This is a genomic window from Bifidobacterium sp. ESL0820 (assembly GCF_052606235.1).
The window spans coordinates 206,448-222,950 of record NZ_CP199594.1 but is presented as its reverse complement, the minus strand read 5'-3'; the positions used below and the strand labels follow the sequence as shown (position 1 = coordinate 222,950).

General features: G+C 57.9%; 14 protein-coding genes and 1 riboswitch. Of the genes, 4 read left to right on the top strand and 10 right to left on the bottom strand.

Translation table 11 applies throughout. The features are described 5' to 3' along the window. Positions 1–5: 5 nt before the first annotated feature. From ACUIAH_RS00970 to ppgK, 3 genes are all read right to left on the bottom strand, one after another. Positions 6–1,382, bottom strand: a complete 1,377-nt coding sequence (locus tag ACUIAH_RS00970) for an MFS transporter (protein ID WP_445341088.1) — start codon at positions 1,380–1,382, stop codon at positions 6–8. A 130-nt stretch (positions 1,383–1,512) separates the two neighbouring features. Continuing rightward, positions 1,513–2,694: a pyridoxal phosphate-dependent aminotransferase gene (locus ACUIAH_RS00965; RefSeq protein ID WP_445341087.1), complete on the bottom strand. Its 1,182-nt coding sequence runs from the start codon at positions 2,692–2,694 to the stop codon at positions 1,513–1,515. Positions 2,695–2,769: 75 nt separating this feature from the next. Then, a complete protein-coding gene (gene ppgK / locus ACUIAH_RS00960; RefSeq protein WP_024626544.1) occupies positions 2,770–3,540 on the bottom strand; it encodes a polyphosphate--glucose phosphotransferase in 771 nt (256 codons plus the stop codon). A 168-nt stretch (positions 3,541–3,708) separates the two neighbouring features. Here ppgK and ACUIAH_RS00955 point away from each other — a divergent pair, with 168 nt between their 5' ends. Both ACUIAH_RS00955 and ACUIAH_RS00950 read left to right on the top strand, forming a co-directional pair. Continuing rightward, the gene (locus ACUIAH_RS00955) at positions 3,709–4,488 is read left to right on the top strand and encodes a nitroreductase family protein (protein WP_445341086.1); all 780 of its coding nucleotides are present in this window, start codon (positions 3,709–3,711) and stop codon (positions 4,486–4,488) included. A gap of 52 nt (positions 4,489–4,540) precedes the next feature. Further along, complete coding sequence (locus tag ACUIAH_RS00950) at positions 4,541–5,314, top strand: histidine phosphatase family protein (protein ID WP_445341085.1); 774 nt, start codon at positions 4,541–4,543, stop codon at positions 5,312–5,314. 12 nt (positions 5,315–5,326) lie between these two features. Here ACUIAH_RS00950 and ACUIAH_RS00945 read toward each other — a convergent pair whose 3' ends face one another. The 7 genes from ACUIAH_RS00945 to ACUIAH_RS00915 all read right to left on the bottom strand — a co-directional run bounded on the left by ACUIAH_RS00945 (position 5,327) and on the right by ACUIAH_RS00915 (position 12,881). Next, the gene (locus tag ACUIAH_RS00945; protein ID WP_445341084.1) at positions 5,327–6,352 is read right to left on the bottom strand and encodes a glycosyltransferase; all 1,026 of its coding nucleotides are present in this window, start codon (positions 6,350–6,352) and stop codon (positions 5,327–5,329) included. Between the two features lie 52 nt (positions 6,353–6,404). After that, the gene (locus ACUIAH_RS00940) at positions 6,405–8,330 is read right to left on the bottom strand and encodes an FtsX-like permease family protein (protein ID WP_445341083.1); all 1,926 of its coding nucleotides are present in this window, start codon (positions 8,328–8,330) and stop codon (positions 6,405–6,407) included. Positions 8,331–8,470: 140 nt separating this feature from the next. Beyond that, positions 8,471–9,097 (bottom strand): ABC transporter ATP-binding protein, encoded by a 627-nt coding sequence (locus ACUIAH_RS00935; protein ID WP_445341514.1) that lies wholly within the window; start codon positions 9,095–9,097, stop codon positions 8,471–8,473. A 103-nt stretch (positions 9,098–9,200) separates the two neighbouring features. Continuing rightward, positions 9,201–10,418 carry a hypothetical protein gene (locus ACUIAH_RS00930; RefSeq protein WP_445341082.1) on the bottom strand — a complete coding sequence of 406 codons (1,218 nt, stop codon included), beginning with the start codon at positions 10,416–10,418 and terminating at the stop codon, positions 9,201–9,203. A gap of 70 nt (positions 10,419–10,488) precedes the next feature. Then, positions 10,489–11,346: an ABC transporter ATP-binding protein gene (locus ACUIAH_RS00925; RefSeq protein ID WP_445341081.1), complete on the bottom strand. Its 858-nt coding sequence runs from the start codon at positions 11,344–11,346 to the stop codon at positions 10,489–10,491. Positions 11,347–11,380: 34 nt separating this feature from the next. Continuing rightward, the gene (locus tag ACUIAH_RS00920) at positions 11,381–12,244 is read right to left on the bottom strand and encodes a hypothetical protein (RefSeq protein ID WP_313835538.1); all 864 of its coding nucleotides are present in this window, start codon (positions 12,242–12,244) and stop codon (positions 11,381–11,383) included. Then, the gene (locus tag ACUIAH_RS00915) at positions 12,231–12,881 is read right to left on the bottom strand and encodes an RNA polymerase sigma factor (protein WP_180335432.1); all 651 of its coding nucleotides are present in this window, start codon (positions 12,879–12,881) and stop codon (positions 12,231–12,233) included. Before ACUIAH_RS00915 ends, ACUIAH_RS00920 begins: the two co-directional genes overlap by 14 nt. 165 nt (positions 12,882–13,046) lie before the next feature. Then, a riboswitch (FMN riboswitch) is annotated at positions 13,047–13,181 on the top strand. Here ACUIAH_RS00915 and ACUIAH_RS00910 point away from each other — a divergent pair. Beyond that, complete coding sequence (locus tag ACUIAH_RS00910; RefSeq protein ID WP_045924627.1) at positions 13,166–13,792, top strand: ECF transporter S component; 627 nt, start codon at positions 13,166–13,168, stop codon at positions 13,790–13,792. (Overlaps the previous riboswitch by 16 nt.) Positions 13,793–13,801: 9 nt before the next feature. Beyond that, positions 13,802–16,234: an energy-coupling factor transporter ATPase gene (locus tag ACUIAH_RS00905; protein ID WP_445341080.1), complete on the top strand. Its 2,433-nt coding sequence runs from the start codon at positions 13,802–13,804 to the stop codon at positions 16,232–16,234. Positions 16,235–16,503 lie beyond the last annotated feature (269 nt).

The following is a 16,503-nucleotide window of genomic DNA, read 5'->3' as shown; positions in this document are numbered from 1 at the left end:
CAGACTCACTTGACCTTACGGATCATCATGATAAAGAAGGTCCCCGCCAGCAGGCAGACGATGGCGACGGGGAAGATCATCCTATAGCCGCCAAAGATGCCGATAACCAGAGTGGTGCATCCGGGGGCGATCACCTGGCCTATTGTATTGGCCAGGTTGAGGATGCCCAGGTCCTTGCCAGCCTCCTTGGCATTCGGCAGCACATCGACATTCAGCGCCTGATCCACTGACATGTAGCAGCCGTTGCCGATTCCAGCCAGGGCGGCATAAATGTACATGCCGGTTGCGGTCGGCATCAGGAAGGGGAAAACCATCCCGAGAGCAATGATCAGACAGCTGATGGCCACGATCACTTTCCGCTTCTGCAGGAAGTCCGAAAGAGGGCCTGAGACCACAGCGGCCAGGATGGTGGTGATTACCGAGAGCAGAGCCATGATCTTGAGTGTGGATGCAGCCTGGTCATCACTCAAGCGGCAGTACTTCTGCAGAATGTAGAGTTGGTAGCCCTGGATCATGTAACAGCCGACGATGAAAGTGAACCTGCCCAGAAGCGCCATGTAGAAGTCACGGCTGTTCTTGGTGGGCGGTATGAAGGACCGGCCAACGTCAGCCCAAGTCCGTTCCACGACTGTGTTTGCAGCTGACTTCTCGCGCGGCCAGATCAACACGGTGAGGATTCCGGAGAAGAGGAAGATGATCATGCCGACTATCAGGCCCGTGCGGATGTTGGCTATGAACGAGCTGCCGATGATATTTCCCAGTTGCTGACCGACCACCTGGCTGGCACCATACAGAGCCGAATAGGTTCCCCTGGTCGATTCGGGAATCCTGTCTGAGAGGACCGCCACAGCCGGGGCTATCAGGCAGTTGATGCCCACCTGGACGATGCACCAGCCAAAGATGATCATGAAAAGGGTATGCGACTGTATGATCATCAGAAAACCGAGGGCGCCTATGATACCGCCCAGCACGATCCAGGGGGTGCGCTTGCCGACGCGGAACCTGGACATATCAGAGAGAGCGCCGAAAACAACGTTGGCCACCAGGGCGAATACGCAACCAATCGAATTCATCGTCCCTAGGGCCGCTTCGGCGCTGACCCCGTGCAGAGTATTGAAGATCTGAGGCAGAAGAACCCCCGAACCCATGGAAAAGGGCGCGGCCCAGAGCAGGGATACCAGGGCGAACCCAATGGCGAAACGGACCTTCTCCTTGCTGTTGAGCTTTCTGCCGGTATCCGGAGCCAGGCTCGCATCCATGCCCTGGCCTGCGACAGCGCCTCCGGTCTCATCCGCAGAGGCCATGGCGTTGATGCCCTCCCCTACTCGATCACCGACCCCCTCAGCCAGGTCTCCCCTTCGATCATTATTTTTGTTCCCCATCATCAATGCTCCTTCGTGTGCAACCTTGCAATCAGTGGCTCATCATCGAGCCCCACCAACCTCCCCCTTCCATGACGGGTGATCATTCCGAATTCATTATCGGAGCAAACAGGCAAGAGGAGGGTTTTCTTCACAGCATTTTTTCGATAGCTGAGACGACTGAATCTACATTTCGGCGGAATTCCAAGGTTTCCGGAAGGAGCGACAGGGCCAGGTATCCGTTGCCTGGCATGTCGAAAAAGTATCCGGGCTGGCCAGTCAACCCGTAGGACCCAATCAGGCGGAGAATCAATTCCTCCTCGTCGATGACCTGGGGAAAGCGCAGCAGAACGTTCCAGCCTCCCTCGGGCCTGAGCAGGGAGACGCTGGACTGTTTTTGGCCCAATATCCGTCTAAGGCTTTCAAGATTGCCCCTGACGCGCTCCCCCACTCGGCTGGTCTGACTGGGAATATTTGCCAGCATGGCTTCCATATCCCTGGTGATCAAAAGACTCATGGGCAGGTAATCATCGGCTATCAGGTCAAGATGGCGCTTGGCCTGGGCAACCTGGTCGGCTGGCCCGGAAACCTGGATCCAGCCCACCTTGGCATGGGGAGCTGCCAGGCTCTTCGAGAACCCGTCCAGGGCGAAGGTCAGCACCTGCTGCTCACCGGCCAACCGGGCACGACCCGGCAGGGGATCCAGCGGGTAGTCGAAGAAGACCTCGTCCGCAATGACGGCCACCCCATGCTGCTGACAGAGTTCCAGCAGCGACTGGCGTTCTTCCGGATGAATATAGGAACCGGTGGGGTTGTTGGGGTTGATAAGGACCAGGGCACGGATATGGTCGCCATCCGGTCCCTCCAGGGCCTGTCTGACCGTGGCCAAGTCAAGGACCCAGGACCCGTCATAGGACAGGCGGTATGGGATTGTTCGAACGCACTCCAGACCGGCGATGGATTCGATCAGGGGATATCCGGGCCTGGGCTCCAGAATGGCGTCACCCGGGTCGCAGAGGAGCTTCATCAGCCAGGAATAAGCCTCGGATGTCGATGAGAGCAGGTAGAGGTCATCAGGACTGACCACTCTACCGCCCTCGCTCTGGCCCAATCCCCGGCGCGCGGTCAGAAACTCAGCCAGGGCCTGGCGGGCCTTACGAGGCCCCCTGGGTTCAGCCTCATAGACTTGCGGCAGGAATGCCGGGGCCAGCCCGAAGCGGGTGGGATTGGAGTCGTTCAGCCTGCCCAGCTTGAGACCATGAGCTCGGGCTTCTGACTCGGCAAGAGCAATGCGATTGGGGCGGTCAGACCCTGTACGGTGAGAAAAATGCACGGTTTCTCAGCTCCTCATCCGATCCAGCAATGGCCAGAACGCCCCAAACAGGTTGGTCGCATGAAAAGCCCTGCTTCACCCCAGGTGCTTTTGCCGAAGGTCAGCCAGATAGGCGGCACCCACAATGCCAGCCTGATTGCGTAGCTTGGCAGCCACGATGGGGGTCTTGATGTCGATGTGGGGCAGGAACTTCTCGCTCATCCGACTGACACCGCCGCCGACGACGAAGAAATCGGGATTGAAGTAGTGCTCGAGCAGTCGATAGTACTTGGTCAGACGGTTGGCCCACTTCTTGTAGCTCAGCTTCTTGCGGTCACGCACCGATGAGGCTGCGTACTTCTCTGCGTCCTTGCCGTCCAGCGTCAGGTGGCCCAGCTCGCTGTTGGGAATCAGCACGCCGTTATAAATCAGCGCCGTGCCGATTCCGGTGCCCAGTGTGGTGGCGATGACCAGACCCTTCTGGCCCTTGGCAGCCCCGTACTGCACCTCGGCGAGACCGGCCGCATCCGCGTCGTTGACAACGCTGACGGGCCTGCCGCAGGCCTTGGAAAGAACCTCTTGGACATTGGTACCCACCCAGGCCTGGTCCAAGTTGGCCATGAAATCCAGCGGCTTGTCAGGCTTGACAGGGGCCGGGAAGGCGATGCCCACAGGCACGTCCGAGGAAACTTCGAAGCGGTCCAAAAGCTCCTTGACGACAACCCCCACAGCCTCCGGCGTGGAGTGCTCGGGAGTGAGAATTTTCTTGCGAGGCTCTGCAAAATCCCCGATCGTCAGGTCAACAGGGGCAGCCTTGATGCCGGATCCACCAATATCCACTCCGAAAGCCTGCGCTGTTTCAATCATTGCTGCTCCTTAGCTGATCAAAGATGAGAGTCCGAACCGGCACGGTAGCGATTGTACCCCAAGGCATGCCTCTGCAGCCCTGGGAGCGGCATAAGCCAACCCAGGGCAGTCTCGCTGGCCGTGTGCTGCAGACTGCGGGAAGAAGGATTGGGTGGGATAATTGAAGTTATGAACGAACATACACAGCTCATCGACGCAGTCAACGTGCGCATCACCACCAGAGAATACGACCCCAAGCCCATCGATCCCGACCTGGCCAGGCAGCTGGGCAGCACCCTGAACGCTCTGAACACGTTGAGCGGTCTGGACATGCAGCTGGTCCTGGGCAAGCCCGATGCCTTCGCGGCCGACAACGCTTCCGGCCACTTGGCCAATGCGGCCAACTACCTGGCCCTGGTCGGGCCCAAGGATGATCAGGAGAGCCTGGAGAAAGCAGGCTTTTACGGCGAGCGCATGGTCCTTGCCGCCACCCTGTACGGACTAGGGACAGGATGGGTGTCGGGCAGCTGGGACCGTCAAGCAGCCGAACGCCACTGCCGGATCACCCCCAGCCAGTCGCTTTATCTGGTAGTCACCATCGGCTACCCAGCCGATCAGGTCGGCTACGGCAACCAGGACTTCGACAAGCTTTGCCAACGTCAGAGCGAGCATCGAACCTCCAAGAGCTATGAGGAGCTGACCTCAGCCATGAGCGCGCAGGACCGCCGGGATGCTCCGGAGTGGTTCAAAGCCGGCGTGGCTGCCGCCGCCAAAGCGCCTTCGGCCATGAACGGACAGCCGGTGGTTTTCGCCTGGGACAAGGACACAGGCGATGCGATCGCCACTCTGGATCCCTCGGTCGCCTACGGATCCGCAGTCGATCTGGGCATAGCCAAAATGAACTTCCAGATTGGCGCCGGCGGCGGCACATGGACCTGGGGAGACGGAGGCCGTTTCATCAGGTCCTGATCGGGGTTGTATCCCAGTGCTCCGGCAAGGGGACCGTGTAGGGTGATGAACTATGAACAATGGAGCATCATCATCTCAGCCCACCACCGAACCAAGCACTGAAGCTGGTTCGACAACCCTTTACCTGACCCGTCACGGCAGAACGACGGCCAATGTCATGCATCTGATGCAGGGCTGGTCCGATTTCCCTCTCACCCGGCAAGGCCGCGAGGACGTGCGCCAGTTCGGTCGGGGTCTGCGGTCCATTCGCTTCCGGGCAGCCTGGAGCGGCAATCTGAGCCGCCAGTATGAAACAGCCCGCCTGGCCCTCGACAAGTCCGGCAACGGGGACCTGCCCGTGGGCGTGGATCCCGACCTGCGTGAGGACAATTTCGGCAGTTTCGAGGGCCGGGATGAGCGCACCACTCTGGACCAGGTCTGCGCCGCCATGGGTTTTAAGGACTTCGTTACGGCCAAGGCAACCTACGGCAGGAACATCTCCGTCCATATGCAGGACACCTTCCATCGGCTAGATGCCCAGGACGTCCTTTCCGCCGGACTTGAGGAACAGGATCGTGCCGAGACCACGGCCCAGGTCCGTAACAGGATGATCGCAGTGCTGACGCGCATCGCCCAGTCCGCCATCGAAGAGGGCGGCGGACCGGTCCTGGTGGTCTCCTCCGGCATGTGCCTGCAACAGTTCCTCGTGGCCATCGATGACCACTGCCCCATCCCTGACATGGACAACACCGCTGTCACCAAGGTCATCTACCAGGATGACGGTTTCCATCTGGCAGGGCCTATCGGTTCCATGGAGTACTTCCAAGCAGGAAGTCAGGAAAAGTAGCAGGCAAAACTTTCAGGCGCCCTGTATTTCCCTGGCTGGTTGGCCCTTGAGGGGCTCCATGGGCCTCCAGTCGGGATCGTGCAATATCTGGCGCGAATCCACCCATCCCTTCAGGATGGCAGGGATACCAGTCATGATGTGACTGCGATCAACAGCCAGAAGGCGGATGATTTCCTTGAGAGCTGTTGCCAGGGTCCCCAGGGCGAAAGCCAGAGGCCGATAGTCCCCATGGACCATGAAATACCTGGCCATAAAACCTCGGTTGCGCATGATGTGGTAGCGATTCATATCCGAGGTGGAATTAAGCTGGCGCACCCCGGCAATGTTCCAGTTGGCGATGTTGCGAGTCCGACGCATGACTACATCGGATACGACCACAGGCTGTGTGACCTTGGATGCCAAATACCCATAGATGGTGTCATCCCAATAGATGAAGAAGCGTGGGTCAGGCAGACCGATTTGCTCCACAACTTGCCGGGAGAAGAACCCTCCTTCAAAGCACATGGTGTTCATGGGACGACAGCCCGATGGGCCGAACTCCCCTGGTGCTATCGGGTCTGGAATGCCCAAGGCGGTAAGAAAATGATACTGCCAATAGAAGGGGCCGCCATCATAATCCAGCCGGGAACCCTGCACCACCTGATAGCGTTCACTCCACTTAGCCAGCAGGTCAAGTCCTTCGGGCTCTACTGCAACGTCATCATCCATGACCCAGAACCACTTGGCCCCCAGCTCGTATGCCTTGCGCACCCCAGCGGAGAAGCCTCCCGCGCCGCCGCCATTGTGGTCCTGTGGCAGATAAACAACACGATCCTGATTGCCGGATCCGTCGATGATGGTCCTGCCCCAACGTCCTGTCACACGTTCTGAGAACTGCTCGACCATGGTTCGCGTGTCTGCCGAATGCTCGTTATCCACCACCACGATCCGCCAGGGGGCCTGGGTGAGCCGGAGGATGGAGTCGAACAGGCCTGTCAGCAATTCCTGACGCTTATAGGTTACGACGACCATAGCCGCCTTATTCAAGGTCTTTCCCATGCTCTCCATTGTGACACCGCCCCGCAACTTTGCTTACTGAAGCAAAATCCTCCTAGTAGGTTCGGCCTTCTTCCACCTTCCTGGATCGCAGGCTACACACCCAGGATGTGAACACCGCCACCAGCAGCAGAACCACAGTCACCAGAAGGAACCGGCCGACGGGCACAGGGGTCAGAGCCATAGACATGCCAGCCTGGACAAAACTCAAGGCAATACAGCCCTCGACAATGGCGATCCCCAGCAGCGCCATCACTGCACCGCCCGCCACATCGGTCAGTGTCTCTATCATTCCCGACCAGGCTATTGACCTCCAGGCCACCCCGATCTGATTGAGCCGCTGGTTCTGCCGCTTGCGCTCCCAAGCCGAAATGGCGATGGACTGCATCATGAAAATTAGGGCAAGAATGGTCGCGCCGACGATCATGACCGTCATGGCCGTCTGCCCGGACAAGCCTCGTTGAATGAAGTCATCTATATACTCCTGCCTGGTCTGCACCGCGAAATCGCCCTGGAGGCCACTCTTCAGACGGGAGGTAATCCCGTGCGCATCAGTCGGATTGACAGCCGATATGGGAATGATCGTATGTGCGTCTTCACCCAATTGAGGCAGGTCACCCTCCGCCGTCAGAAGCAGAGGATAGTTATTGCCTGCAGATAGTTCTGGAATGCCCTCAGGCGACTGAACAAGGGCAACGACCCGCACCTCATGCGGTTGATCATGGCGATCAAGAAGACGAACGGTGTCGCCTATGGAATAGGAGGAATCCTGATTCACAGCGACGCGGTCTGAACCGAGATCAGACGAGTTCCCTTGGACAAAGGAGAAATGAATGCTCGGCGAACTCTGAACTTTCTGACCCTGCAGTTGCTCGGCAGGTTCCCATACCACCGTTGCCGTATGGCCCGCTGATCCTTCCATAGCCCATTGCTGAGTCTGGTAGGTAACAAAGTCTCGAACCTCAGGCATCCCACCGATCAGATCGGATGGGTTGCGGTTTTGGGCATCCGAATCAAGGGAAGTAGCCATAACATCGGCCTTCAGCGGATATAGGCTCAGAACCGCCCCTCCGATGGAGCCAGCCTGCATGGCTGCCACAAGGGAAATGACGATGGTCAGGATCATCATGGCGGGGAGGGCTATAGCGGTTGAACCTGCGCTCTCCTTTCGAGCACGCTGCAGGGCCAGAAGACCTGGCCCCCCGGCCACCTTCGCCGGGATCAGACCAATGACCGACACAGTCAGGACAACCAGGATCGGAGCCGCCAAGTAGACCGTAGTGATGACAAGAATGACCTCGAGCATAATACGCAGGTCCTGGGTCATAGAAAGCAATGGGGCGAACCCGACCACCAAGGTCAGGATCAGGAAGACCAGGGCTGCCGAAGAACGAATCCATCCGATCCGCTTGGTTTTGTCACTGGTCTCCGTCATGAGCTGGAGCGGAGCTGCCCCGCCCACCTTGCGCATAGCCATCCATACTCCCAACAGGCAGGCGACCATCATCATGATGAAGGTGACAACTGCAATGGAAGGTCGAATCCGCGGTGTGAAAACCATGCCACTGTCGCTGAACTCGGCAGAGCGCGCGTAAAACCGTCCAACTGGTATGGTCAGGAGAGATCCGACCAGGCAGCCAATGAGATTCGAGAGGGCCAGGGGGATCGAGAATTCCAAGATACCTATGATCAGGATCCTCCTGCGCGAGGCTCCGTTCAACCGCATCATTGCATACTCGCGTCGGCGTTCCTGAATCAGAAAAGTGACCGACGAGAGGACCAAAAAGACCGACACCAGCAGGCAGCAAACCAGCGCCGGAATAGTGACCATGGAGAGATTTGAATAAGGTACTTTGGCTTGGAGACGCTGGTAGGTGTTCAACCTATTCAGATCGCCGATATTGTCAAAGGACTTTCCCGCTTGGTAGACCTGCATGGTCGAAGAGGTCAGCAGGGATGCCAGGAAGGTGGATAGACCCATGACCGCGTACGATGCTCGATGCTTCCTGATCAGGGACAAGACCAAGGAGAACAGGGTCGGTCGACTGATCGAGGAGAATGCATGCAGGGAATCCCGTCCGGGAACTTCTCCTCTTCCTGCTTGTCCTTTACCCGCATGCATCATCGTCCTACCCCCTGGCCGACCTGAGTTATGCTGGTCAGGTGAGTGGACAGCTGCTCGGCCGTATATCCTTGGCATATCGAATGCACTGTGCCGTCCACCAAGAAGACCGTGCGCTGCGCCCAGGCCGCCACATTGGGGTCATGGGTCACCATGAGCACGGTCCGTCCGCTCTCCACCAAGGTCGAAAGGGCATCCAGAACCATTTCCGAGCTGCGCGTATCCAGTGCCCCGGTGGGCTCGTCCGCGAAAATCATATCTGGCTGGGCGACCAGCGCTCTGGCAATGGCCACGCGTTGCCTTTGACCGCCAGATATGTCAGACGGATATTGCTGCGCATAACCATCTAGACCCAAAATCTTCAAGGCCTGCAGCGATTGGGCGACACCAACTTTGGGACCGCCGAAGAGCTGGGGCAGCATGACGTTCTGCAAGCAGGTGAAGGCCTCGACCAGGTTGTAATCCTGAAAAACGAAACCGATATGGTCGCGGCGCATCCTGGTTAGGGCGGACTCCTTCATCCTGGCTATGTTCTGGCCGGCTATCTCGACCGATCCCTGCTGTACTGGCAAGAGCCCTGAGGCGCAATAAAGCAAGGTGGTTTTCCCCGCTCCGGAAGGACCCATAACTGCGGTCCAAGATCCTGTCGAGCATTCCAGGCCGACTTGGTCTATTCCAACTTCACCAGCCTTGTAATGGAAGGATACCCCCTCCATTTTCAGTGGCAGTTCATTCATTGATCTTCCTTTCATTCAGATCGCCTAGGCAACAAAGCTTTCTGGCCGACCACCAGCAAAGACAAAGGGTCAAAACCAGCAGTCCCAGGATTAGGTAGAGCTCAATGCCGGGCAATGGCACAATCCGAGTCACCACACTGCCAATACAGCATGGATCCACGAGAAGCCAGGCGACAAAGACATGAACGGCCAGCAACACCACCGGGACTGCAAGCAAGACCAAGCGTGTGTAGGTCCTGCAGTGCATGGAAATCCAGAGAACCAAGAGAAAAACAAGAAAGGCGGATCCCAGGCAGAGCAATACGAACACAGCCAGATACTCCCCCAAGGACCAGGTGAACCAAGGCAATGCATGTCCATCAAAAACCGAAAGATCCTGCAAACCCGCGATCTTGGGCACCCACATCAGGAATGATCCAGCTGCCACCATGAGCATCATCAGCAGGCCCGCACAGACCATGGCGAACACCTGCAGCCCAGGCAAGATGCGTCCGGTCCGTGTCGTCAACTGCGTCTGCCGGACCCCATGGACCTGGTCTTTAACAAGGCGTGGGGCCACGACAACCAAGGCTGCCAGAAGCGGGACCAGATAAACTGAAAGTCTGAAGTTGCTCTGAGTGTAGTCCAGTAATTCAGGAGCGGCCAGGCTCATACCCGCCCTGCACTGTCCACTTAAGATGTCAAGCCGCTTCGTCACCGATTCGGGCAGTTCGATGCCATTACTACCGCCCTTACGCAACTGTTTCTCAGCTCTTGCGGTCAGGGCTTCCCGGTTGCATCCACGATAGGCATCCATGACATCATGGCAATGAACAAGCCGACGATAGCTAGGCAAGGCATTGATGCGGCCGGCCAGTTTGCCCCGGTCTGTATTCAGTACTGAAGGATTTGTCCAGCGCGAGCTCTCGACCGAATCGACCAGGTCCCTGGCCGACTGATAATTCTTGACGCCCAGTTGAACAGCCTGAGGACCAAGTGCCATCAGATCTTTGGATACCACCGGTTCAAGTCTGTCAGCCTCACGCTTGAATCCAGTAATGGTGGACTGACTGACATACGGTCCGTAGCTAGCTAGGTCATGATGGGCTTCGTCAGTGGGAATTTGGTCATACATAGCTAGATTCATACAGAAAACGAATCCAAGAGACAGACTGAGCACCACCCAAAAAGAGGTACCCAGAAGGTGCCGCATCTCGTTCCTGATCACCATCCATCTCATTGAAGACATCCCTGGCAAGAAATAAGATTGCGAGCCCGATTCGGCGGGGTATGCTGCATCGCTACTCCTCGTCCCCGTAGATCACCAGGAAGGCATCCTCCAAGTTGGCAGGAACAGCCTGGCCCTGGGACGGCGGCTCAGGTGAGTAAATTCTGAGCCGGGTCGCATCCCCATCCAGCTCGTCCTCAAGGAGCAGCTGCCCCTGCCCTAAGCGATAATCCGCAGGAACCAGGAATATTTTGCCTTCCAGCCAGCGGCTTATCTGCCTTGGGGACTGGTTGCAGCAGATCTGCCCATCCTTGAGCATGATGACCCGGTCGGCGATGGTCTCCAGGTCAGAGACGATATGAGTGGACAGGATAACGATCCGGTCGCGCGAAAGAGCATGGACCAGGTTGCGGAAGCGGACACGTTCCCCAGGGTCCAAACCAGCGGTCGGCTCGTCCAAAATCATCAGTTCCGGGTCGTTGATCATGGCCTGTGCCAGCCCCACGCGCTGAATCATGCCCCCAGAGAGCGTCTTCATCTTCTGCTTGCCCTGGTCTTTAAGCCCCACGGTCTTCAGGAGATCTTTCGCCAGGGGCTTGGCCCGTTTCCGGCCGATCCCCTGAAGGGCTGCTATGTAGGTCAAAAAATCTTCAGCGCTGTAGTCTGGGTAATAGCCGAATTTTTGGGGCAGATACCCCAAGAGACCGCGATAGTCCTCGTCCATGACCATGATGTCCTGCCCGTTCCAAGTGATGTTTCCCGAATCCGGGCGGATCAAGGTGGCGATCATTTGGATCAGCGTGGTCTTGCCTGCTCCGTTAGGCGCGAGAAGCCCGTGGACGCCGGTTCCAATGGAGAGGCTCAGATCGTTGATAACCCGCTTGTTCCTGAAGCTCTTTGACACATGGTCCAAGTGCAGCACGAAACTCACCGTCCTTTCACACTAAACATGTAAGATTCCGCCCTCATGCCGTAGCCAGTCTTTTCATATGCCATGCTCGCTTTGACAGAGGTGACCCTACGCAGCGTCCATGCAGAACAAGCAGGAAGATCGTCAGAAGAACAAGGCCCGTCGCTAGGCTCAGCGCCGGCGGAATAGAGACAAGGATGGGGGCGGTGGCGAATCGAGTCAGATAAAGAATCATACCGAGCACGATCCAGAGTCCCAGAACCAGACAGATGGACAGTTCTCCATGCATATGCTCCTCTACCCAGATCTGTGCCAGGGAAAAGAGAAAGAGGGATGAGAAGCTGATCCCCAGAAGGGTCATGGTGGACAGCCCCGGATTGGTCGTCCACGCCAGCAAGACCGTGGCCAAGGATGAAATCATCATGCTGACCATGCCGAACAGAAGCATCCTGACTGCGGCTATCTGACGGAATGACCACCTGCAAGTTCTGATCAGATTCAGGGTATTCAGGTTCCGTTCCTTGAGCACGACCAAAAGGTGCACCACCAGGAAAAGAGCAGGCGAGCAGACGAATATGGGGACAACCAGACCGAAGGTTCTATCGACTCTGCTGGGCCAAGCAGTCTTCATGAAGGAGCCAAAGACGGTCGCCCAAACCGCCGCCGTCAGAATCAGGCCGATAAAGACGCAGTCCCAGAGGCCAAAGAGCAGGTTTCTCAGGCCTAGGGAACGGACCATGGCTACAAGGGTCCAGATCAGCCCAGGACGTCTTCCCATCCCTTTGCGTACAATTGTTTTTATAGATCGCTCGCGCATCCTGGAACTGCCGATCTGTGATTCAGCAAAATCATCGCGCTCAAGGTCGCTACCCTGAAGAGCCGCCAGAATGGGACGGATATCAGGTTCAGACCGATTCATGACCAAACTCCTTCCTCAAATTGTCCAAAAGTCGGTAATACCGAGCCTTGACCGTGTTTTCAGGCTCTCCGCAGGCCTCGGCAATCTGCGCGAACCCATAGCCGGCATACAGATGGAGACGCAAAACTTCCTGCGCCGGGACCGGAGCCTGTGAGATCTTGTCTTCAATCCGACCAACTAGGTCGTCCTTGAAGGTCTGGTCGGCGGGGTCGTCATGTTGATCGTGGCCGGATGCCACAAATACTTGCGCCTCCTGCCGCTGCCGCCTGCGGCGGATCCGCCAGTAATCAATGACCTTGTAGGTTGCGATGCGGTGGATCCAGGTACGGAAGCTGGACTTGTGCGGATCGTAGCTGCCCAAAGACCGCAGAATGGCAACAAAGGCATCCTGCGCAAGGTTCAGCGACTCCTCCTTATCGCCTACCTGAGCTCGGATGTAGGCCAGGATGTCGTCGTAGTACTTGCGAACTAGGTCATCGGCTGCGCGAAAGGACCTAGTTGACAGTATGTTTCTGATCCATTCCAGGTCCTCTGCCTGGGATTGGCCACCATCAGCGTCTCCGTCACTGGTTTGTCTGACCAAGGCCGGATGTATAGCTTCATCCGCAGGCAGCAGATGGTCACCCATCCTCGCCATGCTCCAGCCTCCTTGCAACATTGTGAACTTTCGACAACCTCATATTCGTTGTGCAGGCTGCAATAGTTGCATGGAAGGCGGTTATATTTCCTTCCTGGCGTGTCTAGAAATGCACTAGCAGTGAGAAAGAATTGACCATTCCAAGGACCGCAGCTATATTGAAATCGTCAGTTTCAGGGAAGGTGGAAGTCCTTACTGGCGGTATCCGGCTGAATGCCGGGAGCCCGCGACCCGCGCAAGCGGTGGATATCGGTCGAAGTCCGAAGCCAACGGTTACAGTCCGGATGGAAGAAACGAGGCCCTCTATGAGCATGCCCAATTCTCATTCACACACCACTGCAAACAAGGACACGCGCTTCAACGATGTCCACTCCACAGGTGCAGGTGGTTCAGGACGCTGGTCGACCAAGCGGATCGCGGTCTACGCGCTCTTCGTAGCCTTGGCCATGGTTCTGAGCTTCTTCTCCTTCCCGATCTTTCCAGCCGCTCCCTGGCTCAAATACGACCCATCAGGCATCGTCGTCCTGGTATGCGGCTTCGCCTTCGGACCGGCGGCCGCCGCCATTATCTCCATACTGGGATTCGTCCCGCACCTGTTCACCAACCCCTTCGGCGCTCTGATCTCGATGATCGTGGCCCTGGCCCTGAGCGTGCCGGCAGCCTTGGTCTACCGCAGGATGCACAGCCGTAAGGGAGCGGTCATCGGAATCGTCTCCGGCGCCATCCTGGGCGTGATCGCAGCCATCCTGTGCAACGTGGTGATCACCCCCTTCTACGCGCACATGTCCATGGCCAAGGTGGTCGCCATGATCGTGCCCATCCTCCTGCCCTTCAACCTGATGAAGTTCGCCATCCACGGCGTGGTCACCTTCCTGATCTACAAGCCCATCTCCACACTGATCAACAAGTAGGCCACATCCATGACCCAATCCGCCGTCTTGGATTCAGCGGATTCGAAGACAACGGTCGCCCGGCTCAGCCAGGTCTCCTTCTCCTATGACGGAGGCGAGACCTGGGCCTTGGACCACCTGTCCATGGAAGTGCATGCAGGCGAACATCTGTGCATCCTGGGAGCGAATGGCTCCGGCAAATCCACGCTGGGAAGCATTCTCTCGGGCGCGACGGCACCTGACCACGGCCAGGTCGAGCTTATGGGCCGAGCGGTCTGCTCCGACACCCAGGATCAGGACCGCCAGATCGACGCTGAGGCTTACCGGCAAGCACGGCGGAGCATCGGTATGGTCTTTCAGAACCCTGAGGACCAGATCGTGACCACCGTCGTCCAGGACGATGTGGCTTTCGGACCCGAGAATCTGGGCCTGCCCCGCCAGAAGATGCTCTCCTGCGTGCCAGCGGCCCTGGAACAGGTCGACTTGCAGACGCGGATGAATGATGATCCCACCCGCATGTCGGGCGGACAGCAGCAACGACTGGCCCTGGCCGGCAGCCTGGCCATGAATCCAGGCATGATGGTGCTGGACGAGCCAGGCGCCATGCTCGATGCGGCCGGCCGACAGGAGATTCAATCAATCCTCTGCCGGCTGACAGCCCAGGGCACAGCTGTCGTCCACATCACCCACCTGCTCGAGCAAGCCAGACAGGCTGATCGGGTCCTCGTGCTTGACCATGGGCGCATCGTGGCCTCCGGAAGACCTGATCAGATTCTGACCAGGCAGGATCTGCCTGCCCTTGTTGGCGAACCTGACCAGAATTCGCTGACCCAAAGCAGGGCATCGGATACGGATGCAAAGACCGCAGTCGATGACCACGCTATCCCCATGGTCAAGTTCTCGGATGTCTCTTACAGCTTTCCCGACGCAGGCAGCAAAGCCCTCAGCCAGGTGAATCTGGAGCTCGCTGGAGGACAGACCCTAGCCATTATCGGGCGCAACGGATCCGGCAAGTCAACTCTGGCCAGGCTCATCTGTGCCCTGGCAGATCCCGACAGCGGATCCATCCAGGTGGCCGGCCTGCCCCTGGCCGGACCCGACCGGCCCAAGGCCAAGCATCTGCGACGCCAGAATCTGAAGCTTCTGCGCCAAAGGGTCGGCTATGTCATGCAATACCCCGAACATCAGCTTTTTGCGGATACCGTTGCCCAGGACATCGCCTATGGTCCGCACAACCTGGGCTATGGGCCCGAACAGGTGCAGCAGCGGGTGGATGATGCCATGAAGCTTCTGGGCATCGGTGATCTGGCCGACCGCTCCCCCTTCGACCTCTCGGGGGGTCAGCGGCGCCTGGTGGCCATCGCCGGCGTCGTAGCCTGCAGCCCGCAACTGCTGGTTTTGGACGAGGTCACCGCCAGTCTCGACCCCCAGGCCTGCGCACGAATTATGGCATTGCTTCGAGTGCTCCATCAGCGCGGCGTCACCATCGTCATGAGTACCCACGCCGATCGCGAGGCCCTGGATCTGGCCGACCAGACCCTGCTCCTGGAGCATGGAGAAACGCTAGCCTATGGGCCTACTGCCGAAGTCGTGGAGCGCTACCATCAGCTGCTCGCCACAGATGCAGCGGAGAAGGAGGCTGCTGGCAAAGAAACTTCAGGCAGGAAAGCGGATCGCACCCAAGCCGATCAGAAACCCTTATCCTTGCTGGCGAGGCTGGACCCGCGAGCCAAGCTGGTGACCTTCCTCCTAGCCATGTTCACCGCTTTCGCCATTTCCACGCCTGCGCAGCTTGTTCTGGCGCTGGTGGTCACTGTAGGCCTCTTTGCCGCCGCCCGGGCACCACTGCATTCCATTATGAAATCAGTCAAGGGCTTTCTGGCCCTCATGCTTCTGCTGGCCCTGTTCAATCTCTTGGTCACTCAGACCGGCCGCAGATTGGCTGCCTGGGGTCCATTCGTGCTGACCACCGGCGGCATTTGGGTGGCTGTACTCTATGCCTGCCGCTTCATGCTGATCATCTTTCTGGGGGCGCTCCTGGTGGAGACCACCACCCCGACACAGATGACCGATGCTTGTGAATCCCTGCTGAGCCCACTGTCCAGGCTGGGCATCCACACCAATGAAATCGCCCTGGTCCTTTCACTGGCTCTGCGCTTCATCCCTACCCTAGGACGTGAGGTTCAGGCCATCGTGGAAGCCCAGGCCGCCCGCGGCGGATCCATCGAGTCCGGCTCGCTCTCGCAACGCCTGCATGCGGCCATGGCTATCACGGTTCCCGTCTTCGCCGGAGCCCTGCGCCACGCTGACAACCTGAGCCGGGCCTTGGATGCCCGGTGCTATGAGGGCAGCCGTCAAGAACGCACCCACTACCGACTGCTGCGACTGGGCAGGATGGACATCCTGTTCATCGCTCTTATGGGTCTCTATCTGCTGGCCCTGCTGCTGCATCCCCTGTTCTGAGGGGTCCGGCTACGTCAAGCATTTAGGTTCCTTGTTCCTTCAAGGTCAACAAGGCCTTCTTCCACGCCTGGCCTGAGTTCTTCATCACGCAACTGCCTGAGTCGCCGGCCGTTTGGGGTAAACGAACCGTTATGCATGGAATGCTGACCTGGCAAACACTGATGTCAATTACCTGCCAATTCCATCGCTGCCTTAAGCCTGATATAAGAGAATGATCGAACCATTCGATAGATTCGATAGACTCGTAAGCAAAAGCAAATGCCGAGCTC